General features: G+C 56.6%; 24 protein-coding genes and 1 riboswitch. All 24 genes read left to right on the forward strand.

The window, feature by feature from the left end:
* Positions 1-36 precede the first annotated feature (36 nt).
* Positions 37-528 (forward strand): urate hydroxylase PuuD, encoded by a 492-nt coding sequence (locus NMK_RS13405; RefSeq protein WP_109016261.1) that lies wholly within the window; start codon positions 37-39, stop codon positions 526-528.
* Between the two features lie 95 nt (positions 529-623).
* A complete protein-coding gene (locus tag NMK_RS13410; RefSeq protein WP_227871493.1) occupies positions 624-1,814 on the forward strand; it encodes an acetylornithine transaminase in 1,191 nt (396 codons plus the stop codon).
* Positions 1,811-2,725 (forward strand): ornithine carbamoyltransferase, encoded by a 915-nt coding sequence (gene argF, locus NMK_RS13415; protein ID WP_109016263.1) that lies wholly within the window; start codon positions 1,811-1,813, stop codon positions 2,723-2,725. Before NMK_RS13410 ends, argF begins: the two co-directional genes overlap by 4 nt.
* Positions 2,725-3,948 carry an argininosuccinate synthase gene (locus NMK_RS13420; RefSeq protein WP_109016264.1) on the forward strand — a complete coding sequence of 408 codons (1,224 nt, stop codon included), beginning with the start codon at positions 2,725-2,727 and terminating at the stop codon, positions 3,946-3,948. Before argF ends, NMK_RS13420 begins: the two co-directional genes overlap by 1 nt.
* A 7-nt stretch (positions 3,949-3,955) precedes the next feature.
* Positions 3,956-4,267 (forward strand): pyrimidine/purine nucleoside phosphorylase, encoded by a 312-nt coding sequence (gene ppnP, locus NMK_RS13425; RefSeq protein WP_109016265.1) that lies wholly within the window; start codon positions 3,956-3,958, stop codon positions 4,265-4,267.
* Positions 4,268-4,372: 105 nt separating this feature from the next.
* Entirely contained in the window at positions 4,373-4,867 is a 495-nt protein-coding gene (locus NMK_RS13430; RefSeq protein WP_109016266.1) for a YajQ family cyclic di-GMP-binding protein, read from the forward strand.
* Positions 4,868-4,904: 37 nt separating this feature from the next.
* Positions 4,905-6,314, forward strand: coding sequence for a 3-isopropylmalate dehydratase large subunit (leuC, locus tag NMK_RS13435; RefSeq protein WP_109016267.1), 1,410 nt, complete (start codon positions 4,905-4,907; stop codon positions 6,312-6,314).
* Positions 6,315-6,333: 19 nt separating this feature from the next.
* Entirely contained in the window at positions 6,334-6,495 is a 162-nt protein-coding gene (locus NMK_RS13440) for an entericidin A/B family lipoprotein (RefSeq protein ID WP_370848813.1), read from the forward strand.
* A gap of 8 nt (positions 6,496-6,503) precedes the next feature.
* Positions 6,504-7,142, forward strand: a complete 639-nt coding sequence (gene leuD, locus NMK_RS13445) for a 3-isopropylmalate dehydratase small subunit (protein WP_109016268.1) — start codon at positions 6,504-6,506, stop codon at positions 7,140-7,142.
* Positions 7,143-7,162: 20 nt separating this feature from the next.
* Positions 7,163-8,218 carry a 3-isopropylmalate dehydrogenase gene (gene leuB, locus NMK_RS13450; protein WP_109016269.1) on the forward strand — a complete coding sequence of 352 codons (1,056 nt, stop codon included), beginning with the start codon at positions 7,163-7,165 and terminating at the stop codon, positions 8,216-8,218.
* Positions 8,219-8,305: 87 nt separating this feature from the next.
* Complete coding sequence (gene asd / locus NMK_RS13455; RefSeq protein WP_109016270.1) at positions 8,306-9,418, forward strand: aspartate-semialdehyde dehydrogenase; 1,113 nt, start codon at positions 8,306-8,308, stop codon at positions 9,416-9,418.
* Between the two features lie 88 nt (positions 9,419-9,506).
* Complete coding sequence (locus NMK_RS13460; RefSeq protein WP_181376286.1) at positions 9,507-10,511, forward strand: type IV pilus assembly protein FimV; 1,005 nt, start codon at positions 9,507-9,509, stop codon at positions 10,509-10,511.
* A gap of 130 nt (positions 10,512-10,641) precedes the next feature.
* Complete coding sequence (locus tag NMK_RS13465) at positions 10,642-13,791, forward strand: motility hub landmark protein FimV (RefSeq protein WP_442417750.1); 3,150 nt, start codon at positions 10,642-10,644, stop codon at positions 13,789-13,791.
* Between the two features lie 80 nt (positions 13,792-13,871).
* Positions 13,872-14,501, forward strand: a complete 630-nt coding sequence (locus NMK_RS13470) for an energy-coupling factor transporter transmembrane component T family protein (protein WP_109016273.1) — start codon at positions 13,872-13,874, stop codon at positions 14,499-14,501.
* Positions 14,498-15,277, forward strand: a complete 780-nt coding sequence (gene truA / locus NMK_RS13475) for a tRNA pseudouridine(38-40) synthase TruA (RefSeq protein ID WP_109016274.1) — start codon at positions 14,498-14,500, stop codon at positions 15,275-15,277. Before NMK_RS13470 ends, truA begins: the two co-directional genes overlap by 4 nt.
* A gap of 51 nt (positions 15,278-15,328) precedes the next feature.
* Positions 15,329-15,952 carry a phosphoribosylanthranilate isomerase gene (locus tag NMK_RS13480; protein WP_109016275.1) on the forward strand — a complete coding sequence of 208 codons (624 nt, stop codon included), beginning with the start codon at positions 15,329-15,331 and terminating at the stop codon, positions 15,950-15,952.
* Positions 15,939-17,141, forward strand: coding sequence for a tryptophan synthase subunit beta (gene trpB, locus NMK_RS13485; RefSeq protein ID WP_109016276.1), 1,203 nt, complete (start codon positions 15,939-15,941; stop codon positions 17,139-17,141). The genes NMK_RS13480 and trpB overlap by 14 nt, the downstream gene beginning before the upstream one ends.
* Positions 17,138-17,935, forward strand: a complete 798-nt coding sequence (gene trpA / locus NMK_RS13490; protein ID WP_109016277.1) for a tryptophan synthase subunit alpha — start codon at positions 17,138-17,140, stop codon at positions 17,933-17,935. Before trpB ends, trpA begins: the two co-directional genes overlap by 4 nt.
* A 9-nt stretch (positions 17,936-17,944) precedes the next feature.
* Positions 17,945-18,814, forward strand: coding sequence for an acetyl-CoA carboxylase, carboxyltransferase subunit beta (accD, locus tag NMK_RS13495; RefSeq protein WP_109016278.1), 870 nt, complete (start codon positions 17,945-17,947; stop codon positions 18,812-18,814).
* Between the two features lie 9 nt (positions 18,815-18,823).
* Entirely contained in the window at positions 18,824-20,170 is a 1,347-nt protein-coding gene (gene folC, locus NMK_RS13500) for a bifunctional tetrahydrofolate synthase/dihydrofolate synthase (RefSeq protein ID WP_227871494.1), read from the forward strand.
* On the forward strand, positions 20,160-21,020 hold the full coding sequence (locus tag NMK_RS13505; RefSeq protein WP_109016279.1) for an SPOR domain-containing protein: 861 nt from the start codon (positions 20,160-20,162) through the stop codon (positions 21,018-21,020). Before folC ends, NMK_RS13505 begins: the two co-directional genes overlap by 11 nt.
* Entirely contained in the window at positions 21,017-21,508 is a 492-nt protein-coding gene (locus NMK_RS13510) for a CvpA family protein (RefSeq protein WP_109016280.1), read from the forward strand. The genes NMK_RS13505 and NMK_RS13510 overlap by 4 nt, the downstream gene beginning before the upstream one ends.
* 21 nt (positions 21,509-21,529) lie before the next feature.
* On the forward strand, positions 21,530-23,068 hold the full coding sequence (purF, locus tag NMK_RS13515; protein ID WP_109016281.1) for an amidophosphoribosyltransferase: 1,539 nt from the start codon (positions 21,530-21,532) through the stop codon (positions 23,066-23,068).
* A 33-nt stretch (positions 23,069-23,101) separates the two neighbouring features.
* A riboswitch (SAM riboswitch) is annotated at positions 23,102-23,174 on the forward strand.
* 54 nt (positions 23,175-23,228) lie between these two features.
* Positions 23,229-24,416, forward strand: a complete 1,188-nt coding sequence (locus tag NMK_RS13520; protein ID WP_181376287.1) for an O-succinylhomoserine sulfhydrylase — start codon at positions 23,229-23,231, stop codon at positions 24,414-24,416.
* Positions 24,417-24,537: the final 121 nt, after the last annotated feature.

The raw sequence follows: 24,537 nt of genomic DNA on the forward strand, positions 1-24,537 counted from the left end.
CTTCTTGCGTAACTTCATCCTGGCGGGCGTGTAATCATGGAGCTGATGCCCGCGTTGGCTCGCTGGATTCACTTTATTGCCGGCATCACCTGGATCGGCATGCTGTATTACTTCAACCTGGTCCAGATGCCCGCGCTCAAGGACGCTGCTGCTGACGGTACCGCCGCAGGCATCACGAAGCATGTTGCCCCACGCGCTTTGTTCTGGTTTCGTTGGTCCGCGCTGGTGACTTGGCTTGCAGGCGCTGCGCTGCTCGGCCCTCATTTCAATGCTGCCTTTAGTTTGCAGCCGGGATTTGCGGGCATCGGCGTCGGTGCATGGTTGGGCACGATTATGCTGCTCAATGTATGGGGTCTGATTTGGCCTAATCAGAAAAAAGTCCTGGGCTTGGTGCCCGCCAGCGACGAAGAAAAAAACCGTGCCCGACGCGTAGCGTTTTTGGCATCGCGAACCAACATGATGCTGTCGCTGCCGCTGCTGTTTTTCATGGCTGGAGGCTTGTCTCATCGAGCTGCCTTCGGGCTCTGAAATCCAGATTCGAAATTGGCGAGCGGCGGCGTTTGCCGCCGTTCCTGTTTTATACAAGTGAAAATTAACACTTAAAAGTTTGTGATCGATCAACCATGTCGCAACAACATTTAATGAACACCTATGGCCGGCAACCGGTCACATTTGCCTACGGTGAAGGCGCCTGGCTTTGGGATACTAACGGCAAGCGCTATCTGGACGCGCTGGCTGGTGTTGCCGTCAACGGTCTTGGTCATGCGCATCCAGTACTGGCCAAGGCGATTGCGGAGCAAGCCGCCAAGCTGATTCACGTCTCCAACATCTATCAGATCGACGAGCAGTCTCGTCTGGCCAATCGCCTTTGCGCGCTGTCGGGCATGGACCGGGTATTTTTCTGCAACTCGGGCTGCGAAGCCAATGAGGCAGCCATCAAGCTGGCGCGCCTCTACGGCCACGGCAAGGGAATAGAGAACCCGGCCATCGTCGTCATGGAAAAGTCATTCCATGGACGGACGCTGGCAACGCTCTCTGCTACCGGCAACTATAAAGTGCAAGCCGGTTTTGAGCCGCTAGTGCCCGGTTTCGTGCGCGTGCCGTTCGATGACCTCGACGCGGTGCGTCAAGTCGCTGAGCACAACCCTAATGTGGTCGCGGTGCTGGTCGAGCCCATCCAGGGCGAGGGCGGCATCAACATCCCCCACGGCGGTGCAAATTACTTGCGCGGTCTGCGCGAGCTGTGCGATCAGCACGGCTGGCTGCTGATGCTGGATGAAGTGCAGAGCGGCATCGCCCGTACCGGTACCATGTTTGCGTTCCAGCATACGGGCATCAAGCCTGACGTGATGACGCTCGCCAAAGGCCTCGGCTCGGGCGTGCCGATCGGTGCGTGCCTGGCTTACGGTGCTGCAGCGGAGGTTTTCACACCCGGCAAGCACGGCTCGACGTTCGGCGGCAATCCGCTCGCTTGTGCGGCTGCACTGGCCACATTGGATGTCATTGAAAACGACAAACTCGGTCAGCATGCCGAACAGCTGGGTAACTGGATCAACCAGGCGTTTTCTGCACAGTTGAAGGATGTCGCCGGTGTCGTGACCATACGCAACGCCGGCTTGATGATCGGTATCGAACTCGATCGCCCATGCGGCGACCTGGTTAAGCAGGCGCTGGAAGCCGGTTTGCTCATTAACGTGACTGCCGACAAGGTCGTGCGCTTGCTGCCGCCCTTGATCCTCAACCAGGCCGAGGCGCAACAGCTGGTGGATGGATTGTCCGGGTTGATCAAGAAATTCCTGGAGGCCTCCGCATGATCCGCCATTACCTGCAATTCAAGGACCTTAATCGAGAAGAGCTGGATTACCTGTTCGAGCGCACACGCTGGATCAAGGAGCAGTTCAAGTCCTACAAGCAGTACTGGCCACTGACGGACCGTACATTGGTGATGATCTTCGAAAAGGCCAGTACGCGTACCCGCTTGTCGTTCGAAGCTGGCATGCAGCAACTGGGTGGTTCGGCGATCTATCTCAACACTCGTGACTCCCAGTTGGGGCGCGGTGAGCCGGTGGAAGACGCGGCGCAGGTGATTTCTCGCATGTCCGACATCGTGATGATTCGTACCTTCGAGCAGGAGATCATCGAGCGTTTCGCCGCCAATTCGCGCGTGCCGGTGATCAACGGGCTGACCAACGAATATCACCCGTGCCAGATCCTCGCCGATATCTACACCTTCATCGAGCATCGCGGCCCTATCCAGGGCAAGACGGTGGCTTGGATCGGCGACTCTAACAACGTGTGCAACACCTGGCTGCAGGCTGCGGAAGTGCTGGACTTCAACGTCCATGTCTCCACACCGCCCGGCTATGAGGTTGAGCCCGAGCGTGCAGGCCTTTACGGAACGGCACATTACGAAGAGTTTTCCGATCCCATGGAAGCCGCTCGCGATGCCGACTTGGTGACCACCGACGTTTGGACCAGCATGGGCTTCGAAGCCGAAAACGAAGAACGCATGCGCGACTTCGCCGATTGGCAGGTGGACGGCGACATGATGAAAATCGCCGCCAAGGACGCCTTGTTCATGCACTGCCTGCCTGCCCACCGTGGCGAGGAAGTCGCTGCTGAGGTTATCGACGGCCCGCATTCGGTGGTATGGGATGAGGCGGAGAATAGGTTGCACGTGCAAAAAGCATTGATGGAATTTCTATTGTTAGGAAAAGTAAGTTAATGAGCGATATCAAGAAAGTTGTACTCGCCTATTCCGGCGGGTTGGATACCTCGGTCATCCTGAAATGGCTGCAGGACGAATATCAATGCGAGGTGGTGACCTTTACCGCCGATGTCGGCCAGGGCGAAGAGTTGGAACCGGCGCGCGAGAAGGCCAAGAAGTTCGGCATCAAGGAAATCTATATCGACGACCTGCGCGAGGAATTCGTGCGCGACTTCGTATTCCCGATGTTCCGCGCCAATACCGTTTATGAAGGTGAGTACCTCCTGGGCACCTCCATCGCACGTCCGTTGATCGCCAAGCGCCTCATCGAAATTGCGCGCGAAACCAAGGCCGATGCGATTTCCCACGGTGCAACCGGCAAGGGCAACGACCAGGTGCGTTTCGAACTGGGCGCGTATGCCCTGAACCCGAACATCAAGGTCATTGCGCCCTGGCGCGAGTGGGATTTGCTCTCCCGCGAGAAGCTGCTGGCCTATGCCGAAAAGCATGGCATCCCGGTTGAAATGAAGCACAAGCAAGGCGGCAGCCCGTATTCCATGGATGCCAATCTGCTGCACATCAGTTACGAAGGCCGCCATCTCGAGAATCCGGCTGCCGAGGCGGAAGAAGATATGTGGCGCTGGACCGTGAGCCCGGAAAAGGCGCCCGATCAGGCCGAATACCTCGATATCGAATACGTCAACGGCGACCCGGTTGCCCTTAACGGCAGCAAGATGGCTGCGCACGAGATTCTGGCACAGTTGAATAAGCTGGGCGGCAAGCACGGCATCGGCCGTCTCGACCTGGTGGAAAACCGTTACGTCGGCATGAAGTCACGTGGCTGCTACGAAACTCCGGGCGGTACGATCATGCTCAAGGCACACCGCGCCATCGAATCGATCACGCTGGACCGCGAAGTCGCCCATTTGAAGGATGATTTGATGCCCCGCTACGCCAGCCTGATTTACAACGGCTACTGGTGGAGCCCAGAGCGCATCGCGCTGCAAACGCTGATCGACCACACGCAAAAGACCGTCAACGGTTCCGTGCGTCTCAAGCTCTACAAGGGCAACGTCATCGTCGTCGGCCGCGACAGCAAGACCGATTCGCTGTTCGACCCGACCATCGCGACGTTCGAAGATGACAAGGGTGCCTACGACCAGAAGGATGCTGGCGGCTTCATCAAACTCAACGCGTTGCGCATGCGCATCGCAGCAAATTTACGCAATAAGAAAGGTTAAGTAGATCATGGCTCAATTCGACAACGTCAGCGTCAAGAAAAAGGCTAACGTTTATTTCGACGGCAAGTGCGTAAGCCACACCGTCATGTTCCCCAACGGCACACGTTGCACTGTCGGTGTGATTTTCCCCAGCACATTGACGTTCAATACCGGCTCTCCTGAACTGATGGAAATCAACTCCGGCGTATGCAAGGTGCGTCTCAAGGATGAAACCGAGTGGAAAACCTACGGTGCGGATGAAAAGTTCTCTGTACCGGGAAATTCCAGCTTTGATATAGAAACCCTTGAAACCCTGGACTACGTCTGCCACTTCGAGTGATAGCTGCTTGCCTCTGCGTTGTTGCTTGCGCTTGTCGTGCTAAACGCACTGTCTGCGCGCAAGGCGCCTAGCAGAGGCTGCGCCGATACTGGGTCAGGAGAAGATATGCCATCGTTTGATATTACGTCCGAAGCCGATATGGTCGCGCTCAAGAACGCGATCGATGTGGCTGATCGGCAGATCACCAACCGTTACGACTTCAAAGGCACCTCTGCCAAAGTCGAGTTGAACGAGAAGGAGAAGCTGATCACGCTGTATGGAGATTCCGATTTTCAGCTCGACCAGATCAAAGACATTCTGATGCCCGCCCTGGAGAAGAAAGAGCCGGATAGCAGCAAGCGTCTGGATCATCAGGACGTGCAGAAGATTTCGGGTAATAAGGTCAAGCAGTTGCTGAAGATTCGCGACGGCATCGACAGCGACCTGGCAAAACGCATTGTGAAACTCGTCAAGGATTCCGGCCTCAAAGTGCAGGCCAGCATTCAAGGCGATACGGTGCGGGTAAACGGCGCCAAGCGCGATCTGTTGCAGGATACGATTGCTTTCGTGAAGAAGTCCGTGACGGACTTCCCGTTGAAATTCGGTAACTTCCGGGATTGATGAAGGGCCGTTTATACGGCTGAAATATAGGTTTTATATGGCAAAAACGCTTTACGACAAACTTTGGGAATCACACGTCGTCCATCAGGAAGCCGACGGCACTGCTCTCATCTACATCGACCGCCATCTAGTGCATGAAGTCACCAGCCCACAAGCGTTCGAAGGCCTCAAGCTGGCGGGCCGCAAGCCATGGCGCGTGGGCAGTATCCTGGCAGTGCCCGATCACAACGTCCCGACGACCGACCGTAGTTCGGGAGTGAGCGGCATTGCAGACCCGATCTCGCGTCTGCAAGTCGAGACGCTGGACCAGAACTGCACGGATTTCGGCGTGACGGAGTTCAAGATGAACGACCAGCGTCAGGGAATCGTGCACGTCATCGGGCCGGAGCAGGGCGCGACCTTGCCTGGCATGACCGTGGTGTGCGGCGATTCGCATACCAGCACCCACGGCGCATTCGGTGCTTTGGCCCATGGTATCGGTACTAGCGAAGTTGAGCACGTGCTTGCCACGCAATGCCTGGTTGCCAAGAAGTCCAAGGCCATGCAGGTCAAGGTGGAAGGTCAACTGCAAAAGGGCGTGACCGCCAAGGACATCGCGCTGGCCGTCATTGGGAAGATCGGCACGGCCGGCGGGACCGGTTACGCCATCGAATTTGCAGGCTCTGCCATTCGTGGGCTTTCAATGGAAGGCCGCATGACGCTGTGCAATATGGCGATCGAAGCCGGTGCACGTGCGGGGATGGTGGCGGTGGACGACATTACCATCGATTACGTCAAGGGCCGTCCTTTTGCGCCCAAGGCCGAACAGTGGGATGCGGCAGTTGCTTACTGGCGTATGCTGCACAGCGATGAAGGTGCGAAATTCGACGCCGTGGTTGAACTCAAGGCTGGGGATATCCAACCTCAAGTCACCTGGGGCACCTCGCCTGAAATGGTGGTCGAAGTCAGCGGCCGCGTGCCGGATCTGGCTCAAGCCAAGGACGACGTCCAGCGCGGGGATTGGGAGCGCGCCTATGCCTACATGGGTCTCCAGGCCAATATGCGGATCAGCGAGATCAATATCGATAAGGTCTTCATCGGCTCCTGTACCAATTCACGTATCGAAGACCTGCGCGCTGCGGCAACCGTGGCCAAAGGTCGCAAGGTGGCCGCCAACGTCAAGCTGGCGCTGGTGGTGCCGGGTTCAGGCCTGGTGAAGGCCCAGGCCGAGCAGGAAGGTCTGGACAAGATTTTCAAAGAGGCCGGTTTCGAATGGCGCGAACCGGGCTGTTCCATGTGTCTCGCAATGAATGCCGACCGTCTGGAGCCGGGTGAGCGTTGTGCTTCGACCTCCAACCGTAACTTTGAAGGTCGTCAGGGCCAAGGCGGTCGCACGCATCTGGTAAGCCCGGAAATGGCCGCTGCGGCTGCGATTGCCGGCCACTTCGTCGATGTCAGGAATTTCTAATTACATTCGGGGAATAATCATGAAAAAAACGGTGACAGTGCTGGTGATGAAGTTCATGGTTCTGGGCGTAATCGGCTCCGCGACCGTGACGCTGACCGGCTGTAACACCATGGAAGGCCTGGGCAAGGATATTTCCAAGCTGGGCAACAAGATCGAAAACAAGGCAGAAGAGAAGAAGTAACGGACGCAATGGACAAGTTTACAAAATTGGATGGTCTGGTTGCGCCGTTGGATCGTGCCAACGTCGATACCGATGCCATCATTCCCAAGCAATTCCTCAAGTCGATCAAGCGTAGCGGCTTCGGGCCGAATGCCTTCGACGAATGGCGTTATCTCAACCACGGCGAGCCGGGCATGGATAACAGCAAGCGTCCGGTGAATCCCGACTTTGTGCTGAACCAGCCCCGTTATCACGGTGCCAGCGTGTTGCTGACCCGCGAGAATTTCGGCTGCGGTTCGAGCCGCGAGCACGCACCTTGGGCGCTTTTGGACTACGGCTTCCGCGCCATTATCGCGCCGAGCTTTGCCGATATTTTCTTCAACAACTGCTTCAAGAACGGCATCCTGCCGATCAAACTGGATGCGGCGATTGTCGATCAGTTGTTTAACGAAGTGGCAGGGCAGGAAGGCTATAAGCTCACCGTTGATCTGGAAAACCAGGTTGTCGTGACGCCGTCCGGCCAGCGCATCGCTTTCGAGGTAGACGCGCACCGCAAATATTGTCTGCTGAACGGTTTCGACGACATCGGCCTGACATTGCGTCATGTCGATGCCATTAAGGCGTTCGAAGCTAAGTACAAAGTCGCGCAGCCTTGGCTGTTTAACTAACTGAAATCTGAAAGAGCTCCATGAAAATCGCAGTATTGCCGGGTGACGGCATCGGTCCGGAAATCGTTGCGCAGGCTGTCAAGGTCCTGAAAGCGCTCAACATCGGTCTGGAAATGGAAGAGGCCCCCATCGGCGGCGCGGGCTACGAGGCTGCAGGTGATCCGCTGCCGGAAGCGACGCTGAAGCTGGCCAAGGAAGCCGATGCAGTGCTGCTCGGCGCCGTAGGCGACTGGAAGTACGATACGCTGCCGCGCGACAAACGTCCCGAGCGTGGCCTGCTGCGTATCCGCAAGGAGCTCAGCCTGTTTGCCAACCTGCGTCCGGCACTGCTGTATCCGGAACTTGCATCCGCTTCCACGTTGAAGCCGGAAGTGGTTTCCGGTCTGGATATCATGATCGTGCGCGAACTCACCGGCGATATTTATTTCGGCCAGCCGCGCGGTATTTCGACTTTGGAAAACGGCGAACGCGAAGGCATCAACACCATGCGCTATAACGAATCCGAGATCAAGCGCATCGGTCGCGTCGCGTTCGAAATCGCCATGAAGCGCAACAAGAAGGTGTGTTCCGTGGACAAGGCCAACGTACTGGAAACCACCGAGTTGTGGCGCCAGGTCATGATCGAGCTGTCCAAGGAGTATCCGGAAGTCGAGCTCTCCCACATGTACGTCGACAATGCCGCGATGCAATTGGTGCGTGCCCCCAAGCAGTTCGACGTGATGGTGACCGGCAATATCTTCGGCGACATCCTGTCGGACGAAGCTTCCATGCTGACCGGTTCCATCGGTATGCTGCCGTCCGCTTCACTGGATGCGAACAACAAGGGCATGTACGAACCCAGCCACGGTTCTGCACCCGATATCGCCGGCAAGGACGTAGCCAATCCGTTGGCAACGATTCTTTCTGCCGCAATGATGTTGCGCTATACCTTCAACGACGAGGCGAATGCGACGCGTATCGAAGACGCAGTCAAGAAGGCCCTGGCGCAAGGTTATCGCACTGCGGATATCTACACGGATGGATGCAATAAGGTCGGTTGTAATGCGATGGGCGATGCCGTCGTGGCGGCGTTGTAATAAAACAGCCGAGAGGCAACATGGTTGAGAGCAATAGGCTCTTGATCTCGGGACATTGCTCTCGACTCTCTACTTTAGAGGTTTCAAATGATGCGAGTTGGTTTTACCGGTTGGCGTGGCATGGTGGGCTCTGTGTTGATGCAGCGCATGCGCGAGGAGCGCGATTTCGATCACATCGAGCCGGTGTTCTTCACTACTTCCCAACCAGGTGGCAAGGGGCCGGACGTCGGTCGTGAAGTTCCTCCGCTCAAGGACGCCCGTGAGCTAGCTGAACTCAAGGCTATGGATGTCATCGTGTCCTGCCAGGGCGGCGACTACACCACCGAAATCTTCCCCAAGCTGCGTGCCGAAGGTTGGGCCGGTCATTGGATCGATGCCGCTTCCACGCTGCGCATGGAAAAAGATGCTGTCATTATTCTCGACCCGGTCAACCGCAACGTGATCGATCAAGCGCTGGACGCTGGCGGCAAGAACTGGATCGGCGGCAATTGCACGGTTTCTCTCATGCTGATGGCGCTGGGTGGGTTGTTCCGCGAGAACCTGGTGGATTGGGCGACCTCGATGACTTACCAGGCCGCTTCAGGTGCTGGCGCACAGAATATGCGCGAGCTGTTGAAACAGATGGGCGAAGTCCACCGCGTGGCAAGTGATCTACTGGCGGATCCGGCTTCGGCGATCCTTGATATTGACCGCGAAGTGGCCGGTACGCTACGGGACGAAAAGCTTCCTACGGCGCACTTTGGCGTGCCGCTTGCAGGTTCGCTTATTCCTTGGATCGACAAGGACCTAGGTAATGGCCAAAGCAAGGAAGAATGGAAGGGCGCTGCCGAAACTAACAAGATTCTCGGTCGCGAAGCCAGTCCAACCCCGATCGACGGCCTTTGCGTGCGCATCGGTGCCATGCGCTGCCACAGCCAGGCATTGACCCTCAAGCTCAACAAGGATGTGCCGTTGGATGAGATCAACAGCATCATCGCTTCTGCCAATGGCTGGGTGAAAGTGGTGCCCAACGAGCGCGAAGCGAGCATGACGCAATTGACGCCTGCTGCGGTGACCGGAACATTAAGCGTACCGGTTGGCCGCTTGCGTAAAATGAGCATGGGACCTGAATACCTGTCGGCGTTTACGGTTGGTGACCAATTGCTTTGGGGCGCTGCCGAGCCGCTTCGCCGTATGTTGCGGATATTGGTCGAGCGCTAAACGTATAAGGTTCGCGAGGCATTGCTCCTGAGAATACACATAAAAACAGGGGACAAGATGCATTTAAATCATGTATCAGGGGGCAAAATTGAACAATTTCATTGGTAAACGCTTTTTTCCAGCTGTGATGCTGGCATTGGCATCTTTGGGTGCGGAAGCAGCCGGGCTAGGTCGATTGTCGGTCACTTCTGGCTTGGGCGAACCTTTGAGCGCTGACATCGAAGTGTTCGGTGACCCCAATGAACTCAATTCCTTGAGTGCGCGCTTGGCTTCACCTGAGGATTACGCAGCCATGGGTCTCGAACGCCCTGTTGTGCTCGACGCAGTGCGGATCGGGGTGGATAAGCGACCGGATGGTTCCGTGGTGCTCCACCTTAATTCCATCCGTCCAGTCGAAGATCCATTCATGGAGTTGGTGGTACAAGTCGAGTGGCAGAACGGCAAGCTCTCCCGCGAATACAACGCCTTGCTCGATCCCCCTGGATTCGGCGAACGAACGAATGTCGCTAAAGCATTGCCTGTCGTACCCGATAACAAACCGGGTAGTGCTGCGACACCAAAAGCTGCGGTGAATAAGGTAACAACACCTGCAGCTAGTGCTGCTCAAGATTCCGTGACAACGAATGATTCCGCTGTATCGCCGCAAACATACTTGACCAAGCGGGGGGATACACTCAGGCAGATCGCGGTAAAGCTGAAACTCGAAGATGCCAGCGTTGAGCAAATGATCGTGGGGTTGTATCGGGAAAATACTGGTGCCTTCGTCAAGGGAAACTTGAATCGACTCAAAGTGGGTCAAACATTGACGGTTCCTAATGCTGAAACGTTAGAAGGTATCAGCCAGGAGGACGCGGTAAAAGAGATCAAACTGCAAACCGCCAACTGGAGCGCTTATCGCGCGAGACTGTCGAGTATGGCTGCTCGCTCGACTGAACGCAGAAACCCGGTGACAAATACTGCAAAAACGAAAGCGACTGCCGAAGATGCTCAGAAACAAGAGGGGCAGTCACGTTATGTGCTGAAGGTGTCGCCGGGAGATGTCGAGTATTCCCTGGGGTCGAAAAATAGCAAAAACAACACCCAAAAAAATTGAAGTCGTTCACGGAATAAACTGTCGTATTTCTACGCAGCTTAGGCTGAAAATGTAAAGTGCAATCTGAGCTTGCAACTCTAACTATTTGATGTTAGCTTATTTGTGCTAATAGCTACAAAAGGGTGGGATAGTGCATAACGCCAAAATAAAACTGATTTCGCTAGCCGTTTGGCTCTCGTTGTCGCCTCTGGCGTCTGAGGCAGCCGGATTAGGCAAGTTGACAGTGATATCGGCGCTTGGGGAGCCTCTCAATGCAGAGGTCGAGCTGCTATCTACGACGAAGGAAGAGTTAGACGATCTAAACGCTCAGATTGCGCCTAGCGACGTGTTCGCGGAACAAGGTCTTGAGCGCGCTTCTATTCTTTCAGCTGTGCGTGTTGAAATCGGCAAGCGCCCGGATGGCAAGCCTGTGTTGCGGTTGACGTCAACACAACCCATTAACGACCCTTTCCTCGATATGCTGCTGCAGGTCGAATGGCCGTCCGGACGACTGCTGCGCGAATATACTGCATTGCTGGATCCCCCGGGATTCAGCAGCAACAAGAGCGCCAACAATCCATCGCAACCGGCAACACTTCCCGGCACAAGCGCTAAGCCAGTTCAGCAGGAAGTTTCCGCTGCAGATAAGGGCAAGGGTAAGACAGTTACGGCTAGCGCCGACAATGGCGCATCCAGTTCCGATCATGTCGTTCGTAAGGGCGATACCCTTCATGCGATCGCCAACCAGTCTCAGGTTGATGGCGTTAGCCTTGAACAAATGCTGGTTGGCATTTATCGCGCCAACCAGAATGCCTTCGCAGGTAACATGAACCGACTCAAAGTCGGCCAGATTCTTCGAATTCCAGAACAGTCAGAGCTGCAGTCAGTTTCCAAGGCTGAAGCCGCCAAGGAAATCCGTGTCCAAACCGCAAACTGGAATGCGTACCGCTCCAAGCTTGCGGGAATGGCGCAAACCTCTGCCCCTGCGCAAGAAGAGTCATCCCAATCTGCCAGCGGCAAAATCAGTGCGCCTGCTGAAGATAAATCGACTAAGCCCGCACCTGGTCCCCATGATGTCGTCAAGCTTTCCAAGAGTGAGGCTGCCTCGACGGCTAAAGCAGATGCCGATGCCGCAAAACGTCTGACGGCATTGCAAGAAGACGCCATCGCGAGAGAAAACGCGCTCAAGGAAGCCAATAGTCGTGTCGCAGCGCTGGAGAAACAGCTGCAGGACATGCAGAAGCTGCTCGAGATCAAGAATCAGGCATTGGCTGAAGCGCAGAAGGGCGCCAAGGCTACGCCTGAGCCGACTCCGCCAGCGCCACCGCAGGCACAACCAGCGCCTGCTCCGACCCCGGTTGCTGAGGCACCAAAGACACCTGAAGCTGCGACACCAGGAGCGCCGAAACCTGAGGCTGCGCCGGCACCCAAGCCCAAGAAAATCGTACGTCCAGCCCCACCGCCGTTACCAGAGCCGAGCCTCGTCGACACGATGCTTGATAACCCGTTGTTCCTGGCAGCAGGCGGCGGTGGGTTGATTGCACTGCTGGGTGGTGCATGGGTGTTCATGCGCAACAAGCGTAAAAAAGGATTGGATAGCTTTGAGCAGGGAATCCTGACCACGGGCGGTTTGAAGCCTGATACCGTGTTTGGTAATACTGTAGGTGGTACGGTCGACACTGGTACTACGTCATTCCTCACCGATTTCGGTCAAGGTGCGAATGCCGGCATGATCGATACCAACGATGTCGACCCAATCGCCGAAGCAGAGGTTTACATGGCCTATGGCCGGGACGCCCAGGCCGAGGAAATCCTCAAGGATGCCATTTCCAAGGATTCCAAGCGCTACGAACTGCATGTGAAGTTGCTTGAGATTTTTGCGCAGCGTAAGGATGTCGGCGCGTTCGAAACCTTGGCGGGCGAGCTTTATGCTGCCGTTGGAGCAGCGGACCCATTGTGGGCCAAGGCTGCTGAAATGGGGCGCGAACTCGATCCGAGCAATCCTCTCTATGGCTCAAGCAATGCGCCAGAAGCCAGCATTGCAGCAGCGGCTCAAGAGCCGGTTGATTTCGAAGCAACCATGATCCAGCAAGCGCCTGTAGCTCAGCCTGAAGAGGTTGAGTTCGCTGCGCCCAAAGAACCGCCTACGCTCGACTTTTCACTGGATGCGCCCGCTGCTGAAGCCGCGCCAGCACCTCAGGCTGAAAGCAACTCGCTCGACTTCGATCTTGGTGGCTTGGACTTGCCCGAAGAGTCTGCACCTGTGGCGACCGCTGCTACTGCTCCAGAGGAGTCGCTCCCCGATCTGGATGCATCGTTAGCGGCATTCGGCGCAAGCGCGGCGGAGGCAGAAAATATTTCAGCACCTGAGCCAGCAGTAGAAGCTCAATCTTCCGGCCTCGATTTCGAATTCGATTTGCCTGAGCCGGTGGCTGATACGACAGCGCAGCTCGATATGTCTGACCTTGAGTCTGACAAGAGTGCAACTGCTGACGTTGATTCAACAGCCTCGATTCCTGATTTGGAAATGCCGGAGTTGGAGATGCCAGCATTGGAGTCTTCGACTCCAGACACTGCAGCCTCTGCTAAGCCGGAGCCAGTGAGCGAATTGTCGCTGCCCGAGTTTGAACTGCCTGCGATGGATGGCCAACCTGATCTGGGAGCACCATCGGCTTCCGTGATGGAAGAAGCGACTGTTGCCGATCTCGATCTGACTGCTCTGGATTCACTGGAAGCTGCACCAGTTGCAACGCCTGTTGCCGATACGCCCACATTCGAATTCCCGACGGAGCCCGAGGCTGGCGTAGAAGAGGTGACATTGGCGCAGCCAGAAACTGATGCTGCTCCCGAGGTGGTTGCGGATTCTTCGGCATTCGATCTCGATTTGAGCGGATTCGATTTGCCGCAATCCAGCGAGGTCGAGGAAATTCAGGTGGAATCGCCCAAGCCTGCCGCTGGCGAGGAAGGCAACGGTTTGGACTTTAATTTCGATATCGACCTAGGTGATCTCGATACACCAGATCCGGCTTCGGCACCAGCCAGTAATGCAACTGAAATGCCTGATCTCGATTTGGCCGGGATTAGCCTGGATGTTGCGGATGATGCTCCTGCCGCCGTCAGTGATAGCGCCAATGTTCCCACTGCGGAGTCACCGGATGTCGATACCAAGCTTGACCTTGTCACGGCTTACATCGATATGGGAGACAATGAAGGCGCTCGCGAGTTGCTTGAGGAGGTCCTGAAAGAGGGCGGCCCGGGCCAGCGTGAACGTGCCCAAAAGCTTATTGCCAGCCTCGGTTGACCACTAGAACCACTCACACAAGGGCCGGGACTGTCCCGGCCTTTTTTATTTGGGGTCGATGATAGCGTCCTTAAATCGTCATGCATCCATTCGTCAGAATCCTTAGTTTGATCGTGTTTGCTGCAAGTTTGCATTGGATGTCGTGGCGACTATTACTCGTCGTCGGGGCGGTGATGACGGTGGCAGCATTTTATAGCGGGACAAGTCATTTCATTCGGCTGTTAAGGCGAGCACGATGGTTACTACTATCGATGTTAGTGATCTACGCTTATGCCACACCGGGAGAGTATGTTGGAGCGTTGCCGGAGTGGTTTGCACCAACCTATGAAGGATTGCGCGAAGGATGTGCGCAGATGCTGCGGCTCATACTGATGCTTGGGGCTCTCTCTCTTCTTCTGGCAACGACGGATCGATCCCGATTAATGTCAGGGCTGTACTGGTTGTTGCAGCCATTGCGGCTATTCAACATCGAGCCTTCTCGTTTTGCCGCAAGGCTGTGGCTGACGCTGCATTATGTGGAAACGATGCCGAAAGGTGTCTTTCATTTGTTAAGGCAGCAGGGCTGGCGGCTTGAATCGGTCCTGCGTTATGAGGCGGAGGCGCCGGAAACAGTGATGCTCAGTTTTCCAGTGATGCGTAGTTTCGATTGGGTCTGCATCGCAGGTTTGATCCCGTTTATGGTCGCGCTGGCTGCCGGTTGGGTACGATGAGAGTCGCATTGGGAATCGAATACGACGGAAGTCGCTTCTGCGGTTGGCAGAGTCAACCATCTAAAGAGGCGGTACAGGATCATTTGCAAGTAGCACTGGCGCAAATGGCGCAGCACGAAGTGAAAGTCTCAGCAGCAGGCCGCACCGATGCTGGAGTGCACGCGCTATCGCAGGTGGCGCATTTCGATACCACGACCAGCAGACCGCAAAACGCCTGGGTCCGGGGGGTGAATGCTTTTTTGCCAGCCGGCGTGCGAGTGTTGTGGGCGAGTGAGGTCGATCCAGAGTTTCATGCGCGGTTTAGTGCCGAGCGCCGCAGCTACCAGTATGTGCTGCAAGTCAGTCCGGTCGCGCCGGCTGTGCTATCAGGGAGAGTCGGTTGGTATCATCGTCCACTCGATATCGATGCGATGCGCAAGGCGGCTTCCTATTTGTTGGGCGAACACGATTTCAGCGCATTTCGCGCTTCCGAATGTCAGGCAAAAACACCGATCAAGCATTTGATACAAGCCGATATCCGGCAGTTCGGTAATGTGGTGCTGTTCGAGTTTACCGCCAGCGCTTTCCTGCATCACATGGTTCGGAATCTCGTCGGTAGCCTTGTATATGTGGGGAAGGGCGAGCATCCGCCGGAATGGATGCAGGTGCTACTGCTCCAGAAAGATCGCCGTCTCGCCGCGCCCACCTTCATGCCTGATGGGCTCTACCTGACCGGCGTGCATTACGATCCGCATTGGCAGCTGCCTGTTTGCCGCCGCACGGTTCCGCTTGGCTGACAGCATTTTCCGTTTCGGATACCCTACAGCTTTTTACTTTCCCGATATTCAATGCGCATAAGAGCGAAGATTTGCGGCATCACGCGAGTCGAGGATGCCTTGACAGCCGCCCGATGCGGTGCCGATGCCGTTGGGTTTGTGTTCTATGAAAAAAGCCCGCGCAATGTCGATGTGGAGCGGGCGGCACAAATTGTGGCGGCGCTTCCGCCTTTTGTAACGGCGGTTGGACTGTTCGTGAATGAAGATGCGGCGACGGTGCTGTCTATTCGCCAGCGTGTCGGTCTCGATCTGCTGCAATTCCATGGCGACGAAACGCCTGAATACTGTCAGTCCTTTAGTGCTCCCTACATCAAAGCGCTGCGAGTCCGGCCGGAGCTAAATTTGATACAATACGCGGCCGATTTTTCCAGTGCCCGTGCTCTGTTGCTGGATGCCTATCAAGAAGGTGTCGCTGGCGGTACAGGCAAAACCTTCGATTGGGACTTAATCCCCGCGGGGTTGTCCAAGCCAGTTATCCTGGCTGGCGGCTTGGATGCGGAAAATGTCGGTGAAGCCATTCGGCGCGTTCGTCCTTATGCCGTAGATGTGAGCGGTGGGGTCGAGCAAGACAAAGGAATTAAGGACGTGGCGAAAATCGCGGCGTTCATGCGAGGAGTGCTTGATGCAGAAGTATGATTTTCCGGATGCCCAAGGCCATTTTGGTCAGTTCGGCGGCATCTACATGGCTGAAACGTTGATCCCGGCGGTGGATGAGCTGCGCCGCCAGTACCTGCATTTTCGCGACGATCCGGATTTCAAGGCCGAGTTTGCGCATGAGCTGAAGCATTACGTCGGTCGTCCCAGCCCGATTTATCACGCCAAGCGCCTTTCAGAGCATTTGGGCGGAGCGCAAATTTACCTCAAGCGCGAAGACCTCAATCACACCGGCGCGCACAAGATCAACAACGCTATCGGCCAGGCCTTGCTTGCAAAGCGCATGGGCAAGAAGCGCGTTATTGCTGAAACCGGCGCCGGGATGCACGGTGTTGCAACCGCCACCGTGGCAGCCCGTTTTGGCATGGAGTGCGTGGTGTACATGGGGGCTGAGGACGTGCAGCGTCAAGCACCCAATGTTTTCCGTATGAAGCTATTGGGCGCCACCGTCGTGCCCGTAGAAAGCGGCTCCCGCACCCTTAAGGATGCTTGTAACGAAGCCATCCGCGATTGGGTCACTAACTGCGATAACACCTTCTACATTTTTGGCACTGCGGCTGGTCCGCACCCGTATCCCATGATGGTGCGCGACTTCCAGTGCGTCATCGGCAACGAAGCCAAGGTTCAGATGCCCGACATGATCGGCCGCCAGCCGGATGTGGTGATTGCCTGCGTGGGTGGCGGTTCCAACGCGATCGGGATGTTCTACCCGTATATCAGTGAAGAGAGCGTACAGCTTATCGGCGTGGAAGCTGGCGGGCATGGCATTGCCAGTGGCCAGCACGCAGCGCCGCTGACCGCCAACGCCAAGATCGGCGTATTGCACGGCAACAAGGTGTACCTGATGCAGGACGAAGACGGCCAGATCATCGAGACACATTCAATCTCCGCCGGCTTGGATTATCCTGGCGTCGGCCCCGAGCACTGTTTGCTCAAGGACATTCACCGTGCTCAATACGTCGCTATCAATGACGATGAGGCGATTGGCGGTTTCGATGCGCTGTGCCGTTTCGAAGGCATCATCCCCGCGCTGGAGTCGAGTCACGCGCTAGCTCATGCCATGAAGATCGCTCCGACCATGGGCAAAGAGCAGGCTATCCTGGTCAACCTTTCCGGTCGTGGCGACAAGGACATGAACACCGTAGCACGCATCAAGGGGATCACGCTGTGAGCCGTATCCAGACCGTATTCGACCAACTCAAACAACAAGGCCGCAAGGCGCTTATTCCCTTTATCACCGCAGGCGACCCCAATCCGCAACTCACAGTGCCGTTGATGCACGCACTTGTGGAAGGCGGTGCCGACCTCATCGAGCTTGGGGTCCCATTCTCCGACCCCATGGCCGACGGTCCTACTATCCAGCGCGCATCCGAGCGAGCCCTGGCGCACAAGGTGCGGTTGCGGGATGTGCTGGAGATGGTGGCGGAGTTCCGCAAATCCGATACCAATACCCCCGTGGTGTTGATGGGCTACGGCAATCCTATCGAGGCAATGGGCTGGGACAAGTTTTCCGAACGCTGCGCAGAAGTGGGGGTGGACGGTGTGCTCACTGTGGACTTCCCGCCCGAAGAGAGTTCGGAAGCCTTTTCCCAGCTGACCAAACATCAGCTTGATCCGATTTTCCTGTTGGCCCCAACATCGGCTCAGGAGCGAGTGGAAGCGGTGGTTAAGGCCGCTCGTGGGTTCATTTATTACGTTTCTCTGCGCGGCGTCACTGGTGCGGCAAATCTCGATTTGGTCGATGTTGCTGGCAAGGTCGCGGCGATTCGCGGCCAGACCAGCCTGCCTGTCGGCGTCGGTTTCGGTGTGCGCGATGCGGCAACCGCCAAAGCTGTGGCGGCCATTGCGGATGCCGTGGTGGTGGGCAGTCGTACGGTTCAGGAAATCGAAAACTCCGGCGAGCAGAATGCCGTCGCCAATGTCAAGAAACTCATTGCCGAGCTGCGCGCGGCTATCGATAGTTAAGGAGCAGGCATGAGCTGGTTGCAAAAACTTCTACCCCCCAAGATCAAACGCGGCGATAGCGGCACGGCGCGTAAAGTCGTGCCGGAAGGCTTGTGGAGCAAGTGCCCCAACTGTGATTCGGTGTTGTATCGGACCGACCTCGAAAAAAACCAGGAAGTCTGCCCAAAATGCGATTTCCATAACCGCATCAATGCCCGCACACGCCTCGATATCGTGCTCGATCCAGAAGGCCGCTTCGAGATCGGTTCTGAAGTAACCCCGCTCGACCCGCTCAAATTCAAGGATAGCCGCCGTTATGCAGACCGCATCAAGGCGAGCCAATCGGAAACCGGTGAAACCGATGCGCTGATCGTCATGCAAGGCAGCATCAAGACGGTGCCTGTCGTGGCAGCGGCCTTCGAATTCAAATTTCAGGGTGGGTCCATGGGCTCGGTCGTGGGCGAGCGCTTCGTGCGCGGCGTCAATACCTGCCTGGAAAACAACTTGCCGTTCATTTGTTTCTCGGCTAGCGGCGGTGCCCGCATGCAAGAAGGCCTGTTCTCGTTGATGCAGATGGCCAAGACCAGTGCTGCGCTCACCGCATTGGCGCGGGCCCGGCTGCCTTTCATTTCCGTCTTGACCGACCCGACCATGGGTGGTGTGTCGGCGAGTTTTGCCATGCTGGGCGATGTCATCATCGCCGAACCCGGTGCGCTGATCGGCTTTGCCGGTCCTCGCGTGATCGAACAGACGGTGCGTGAAACCTTGCCGGACGGCTTCCAACGTGCCGAGTTCCTACTGGAGCACGGGGCCGTCGATTTGATCGTCGATCGCCGCCAGATGCGCGACAAATTGGCAACCTTGCTCACTGGCATGATGCGGCTGCCCGCAGTCGCCTAAGTCTTATGAATGATGGGCAGGGCTGTGCCGTGGCCAGTTCCTGCCGATATCCTGGCTATTTTGATTCCGTCACGTTCTCTTTCCGAATGGCTTTCGTATCTCGAAAGCCTCCATCCCAAAGCCATTGAACTTGGCCTTGATCGCGTTGAACGCGTCAGGCAAAAACTTAACCTGTCGCCGACGTTCCCCATCATCACGGTGGGTGGAACCAACGGAAAGGGCTCCACTTGCGCGATGCTGGAGGGCATCCTGACCGAGGCCGGTTATCGTGTTGGCTGCTATACCTCACCACATCTGCTGCGTTACAACGAGCGGGTGCGGGTCGCCGGCGTTGAGGTCGATGACGCGTCGCTTTGCCAAGCATTTGCCGAAATCGAGCTGGCGCGCGGTGATATTCCGTTGACCTATTTCGAATTCGGTACGTTGGCGGCCGTCTGGTATTTCATGCATGTCGGCATTGATGTCGCCGTGCTGGAAATCGGGTTGGGCGGGCGTCTTGATGCCGTCAACGTTTTTGATCCCGATTGCGCCATCATTACCAGCATCGACCTGGATCATACCGACTATCTCGGCACGACGCGTGAGAGCATCGGTAACGAGAAAGCCGGCATCTTTCGTCCCGGCGTCGCTGCTATTTGTGGCGATACACATCCCCCTATCACTGTGCCGCAAAGAGCGAAGGAGATCGGGGCCCGGTATTTGCAAATCGGACATGACTTCGGTGCTGCGCGGGCGGCAACAAATTGGGCATTCTGGAACCAGGGATCGCGGATTGAAGCGCTGCCAATGCCGGCTCTCAACGGGGATTTCCAGTTCGACAACGCCTGCTGTGCGATCATGGCACTCAATCAACTTGAGGCTCAATTGCCTGCAGTCACTCACGACCACATTCGTACAGGATTGGCGCATGTCGTACTGACCGGACGCTTCCAAAAGTTGTGTGAAAATCCGGATATTTTCCTCGATGTCGCGCACAATCCCCATGCTGCCGAAGGGCTGGCTGAAAACCTGAGAAAATCGCGCCGTGCCGGGGGTAAGACGTTGGCGGTATTCGGCATGTTGGCGGACAAGGATGTCGCCGGTGTCGTTGAAGCATTGGCCGGGGAGATCGACGGCTGGTTTGTCATCGGGATCGACAATTACCGTGGACTTTCCGCCGTTGATCTGGAAAAAGTGGTGCGCGCACATGCTTCCGATGTACCGGTAATCGTATGCCCATCCATGGACGAGGCGCTGCGTCAAGCCTGTCGAAGCGCAGGCGAAGGTGATAGAATTGCGGCCTTCGGCTCGTTCTATATCGTCGCCGACGTGCTTCGCGCATTGCCAACCACTGGAACAGGCTCTTATGGCTGCTGAACAGCTGACTGACAAGGAAAATCAATTCAAGAGGCGTGCGCGCCGGCGTTTGGTGGGGGCAGTAGCATTGGTTCTGCTCATGGTGACTGTTCTGCCGTTGGTGTTGGACGATCGCAACAGTCATTCGCCTTCCCAGCCGGAAATAGCGATTACTATTCCTAGCCAGGACGGTCCCGAATTCAATTCCAAGATCATTCCTGTTGCCGCGCCGCAACAGACTGAATCCCCCAAAAGCAATCCCAATCCTCCGTTGATGACTCAACAGCCCGTTGCCGATACGCATCAAGCAGCGGAACCAAAGCCGGCAGCCGTTGCCGAAAGCATGGTGAAACCACAGTCCCAGCCTGAGCCGAAAGCCCCTGCCGATAAGCCGCAGGAGAGCGCTAAAGCTGCACACGAGCCCGCCAAGAAGGCGGATGAGACCAAGCCGCACGAAGCCGCGCCTGTGGCGGAAAAACCCGAGTCAAAACCTGCTGCCAAGCAGGAAGCTAAATCCAGCGAAGCTAAGCCAACTGTATCAAAGCCAGCCGAATCCAAAGTCGCCGAAGCAAAATCATCGGAAATCAAACCGGCTGAAAGCAAGTCCAACGAATCTAAACCTACCGCTGCCGCCAAGAAGGGCAGCGTATCGATCCAGATCGGCGTGTTCTCGGATGCCGAGAAGGTCAAGGCGTTGAAAGGCAAACTCGCCGACAAGGGCGCGCATTGCTATACCGAGAACCTCGATACGGCCAACGGCGTCAAAATCCGTCTGCGCTGCGGGCCGTATGCGGACAAGCCACAGGCTCAACAGGTGCTTGAGCGCGTCAAGAATGCCGGGTTCGACGGAATTCTGGTGACGAACCAGTGACGGAATTCGATTATGCAGTGCTCGGTATCATCGGCGTATCCATGGTGCTGAGTCTGATGCGAGGATTCGTGCGCGAGTTCCTCGGTTTGGCGAGCTGGGTCATCGCGGCTTATGTCGCAAAGTCTTATGCCGTCGATGTGGCTGTGATGCTGCCGGCTAGTGTTTCCAACGAAGGCGTGCGCTTGATCGCCGCTTTCCTGATTGTGTTTTTCGGCATCTTGCTCGTGACCAGCTTGCTTGCGATTGCAATCGGCGAGTTGTTCAATAAGGTGGGTTTAGGCTGGGTAGATCGTTGCCTGGGCGGGTTGTTCGGTTGCGCGCGCGGTGTGCTGATTGCATGCGTACTCGTCCTGCTCGGTGGCCTCACCTCGCTGCCGCAAGATCCGCGCTGGCGCAATGCGATGTTCAGTGCGCCGCTGGAAGCCATGGTGATGTCTGCCAAGCCTTGGCTGCCGCCGGAAATGGTGAAACATCTCAAGTACGATTAATCAGGCTCAGAGTTTTCAATTATGTGTGGAATTATCGGTATTGTCGGCAAGAACCCTGTGAACCAGATGCTCTACGACGGGCTTTTGGTTCTTCAGCATCGGGGGCAAGATGCAGCAGGCATCGTGACCACCGACGGCCCTACATTCTTCATGCACAAGAACAACGGCCTTGTGCAGGACGTGTTCCAGACGCGCCACATGCGTAACCTGATCGGCAATGCCGGTATTGCCCACGTGCGGTACCCCACGGCCGGCAGTTCTTCCGCCGCTGAAGCGCAACCGTTCTACGTGAATTCGCCGTTCGGTATCGTGCTGGGCCACAACGGCAACCTGACTAATTCCGATCAGTTGAAGCGCGAGATGTTCCGCCAGGATTTGCGCCACATCAACACCAGCTCCGACTCCGAAGTGCTGCTCAACGTGCTGGCACATGAGATCGAAGACGCAGCCAAGAATTCCTCACTCGATCCGGATACCATTTTCAAAGCTGTAGCCGGCGTCCATCGCCGTTGCCGCGGTGCTTATGGCGTTGTGGCGATGATTGCCAACTACGGCTTGCTGGCTTTCCGCGATCCGTACGGCATCCGCCCCCTCATCATCGGCAAGGCCCAAACCGAGAAGGGCGTCGAATACATGGTGGCCTCCGAAAGCGTGGCGCTCGACGTGCTGGGCTTCCAGGTCATGCGTGACGTGGCTCCGGGCGAAGCTATCTTCATCGACCTGGAGGGCAATTTCTATTCCCGCCAGTGCGCCGATAATCCGTTCCTGAGCCCCTGTATTTTCGAGTACGTCTACCTGGCTCGTCCCGATTCGGTTATTGACCAGGTGTCGGTGTACCAGACCCGCCTGCACATGGGTGAGAGCCTGGCCGAAAAGATTCACAAGCAGTGGGCACATCATGACATCGATGTGGTGATCCCGATTCCTGATACCAGCCGTCCCAGCGCACTGCAACTCGCGAATGCGCTCAACCTGACCTATCGCGAAGGTTTCATCAAGAATCGTTACATCGGCCGTACCTTCATCATGCCGGGCCAGGCGCTGCGCCAAAAGTCAGTGCGTCAGAAGCTTAATCCCATCGGGATGGAATTCAAGGGCAAGAACGTACTGCTGGTAGACGACTCCATCGTGCGCGGCACGACTTCCGAGCGCATCGTGCAAATGGCGCGCGAAGCCGGTGCTAACAAAGTGTTCTTCGCTTCCGCTGCGCCTCCGGTACGTTTCCCCAACGTCTACGGCATCGATATGCCGAGCCGCGACGAACTGCTCGCTACGGGACGCGACGACGACCAGATTCGCCGCGAAATCGGTGCGGATGCGTTGATTTATCAGGATCTCGACGCGTTGATCCACGGCGTCAAGCTTAGCAATCCAGATATCCAGCGCTTCGATTGTTCCTGCTTCGACGGCGATTATGTAACGGGGGATGTGACCGAAGGCTATCTGGCTGCGATCGAGGCGGCTCGCCGCGATGGCGCCAAGTCGCCACGGCCCGCCAACTCCAGCACGCAGCTCGACCTCAACCTGGTCGGCTCCACGGCGCCGGACGACGGGCAATAGCCGTTTGACAGAAAGCCCTGTCCGGGCGGACAATTCGATTGAAGCGCCGATTTGAAATCAGCTTGCGGGCGCGTTAAAAATACAGCTAAAGCGAGGGAAACCCGATTTAGCGCAAGCTGGTCGGGTTTTTTATTGCCCATTTGAGATCAAGGTGAACAAGATGAGCGATCACAAAATAAACGAACAATGGCATTTCGATACCAACGCCGTCCGTGCAGGAAGCCTGCACACGGAATTCGGCGAAAATTCCGAGGCGATGTTCCTGACCTCGAGCTTCGTCTTTGAAAGCGCAGCCCAGGCTGCCGCGCGCTTCGGCGGACAGGAACCGGGCAATATCTACGCCCGCTTTACCAACCCAAGCGTCACCATGTTCCAGGACCGCCTAGCCGCGCTGGAGGGCGCCGAATTTTGCGTGGCGACCTCGAGCGGCATGTCGGCCATTCTGGCGTGCGTGATGGGGCTGTGCTCGGCAGGCGATCACATCGTCGCGTCACGCAGCGTCTTCGGTACCACGGTGCAATTGTTCGGCAACATCCTCAAGCGCTGGGGGTTGGAAACGACCTTTGTTTCGCTGACCGACCCGGCCGAGTGGGAGGCCGCCATCAAGCCCAATACCAAGCTCTTCTTCGTGGAAACACCATCCAATCCACTGACGGAAATCTGCGATATCAGCCTCCTGGCCGATCTTGCACATCGCCACAACGCCAAGCTGGTTGTCGATAATTGCTTCTGCTCCCCGGCGTTGCAGCAGCCCATCCACCTTGGCGCCGATATCGTCGTGCATTCCGCGACCAAGTACATCGACGGTCAGGGGCGCTGCCTGGGCGGGGCTGTGTTGGGGAAGAAGGACGTATTGGAGCCGGTGTACGGCTTTTTACGTACTGCCGGCCCCAGCATGAGCGCGTTTAATGCCTGGGTGTTCCTCAAAGGGTTGGAAACCTTGCCGCTACGCATGGAAGCGCATTCCCGCAATGCGCTGACCCTGGCCCAATGGCTGGAGGCCCAACCGCAAGTCGCGCGCGTCTATTACCCTGGTTTACCGTCACACCCTCAGCATGATCTGGCGAAAAAACAGCAGAAAGCCGGCGGCGGTATCGTCGCCTTCGATCTCAAGGGCGGCAAGCATGCGGCCTGGAAGCTGATCGATGCGACCCAGCTATTGTCGATCACGGCTAATTTGGGCGATGCCAAAACCACGATTACCCATCCGGCCACCACCACCCACAGCCGCGTTACGGCTGAGGCACGGGCAGCGGCAGGTATCGGCGACGGTTTGGTGCGGATTGCCGTAGGACTGGAAAACGTCGAGGACATCCAGCGCGATCTGGAACGCGGCCTGCGATCCTAATCGTAAAACCTGGTTGATTTTCTTCTCAAAGCCCCCGTTTTCGGGGGCTTTTTTCTGGGAGTGGGGCGTGCAATGTCAAGCTTTTTTCAATTTCGGCTGGCACTACCCGGAAACATCCGAA

Source organism: Novimethylophilus kurashikiensis, from assembly GCF_003112435.1.
In the GTDB taxonomy this organism is placed as follows: Bacteria; Pseudomonadota; Gammaproteobacteria; order Burkholderiales; family Methylophilaceae; genus Novimethylophilus; species Novimethylophilus kurashikiensis.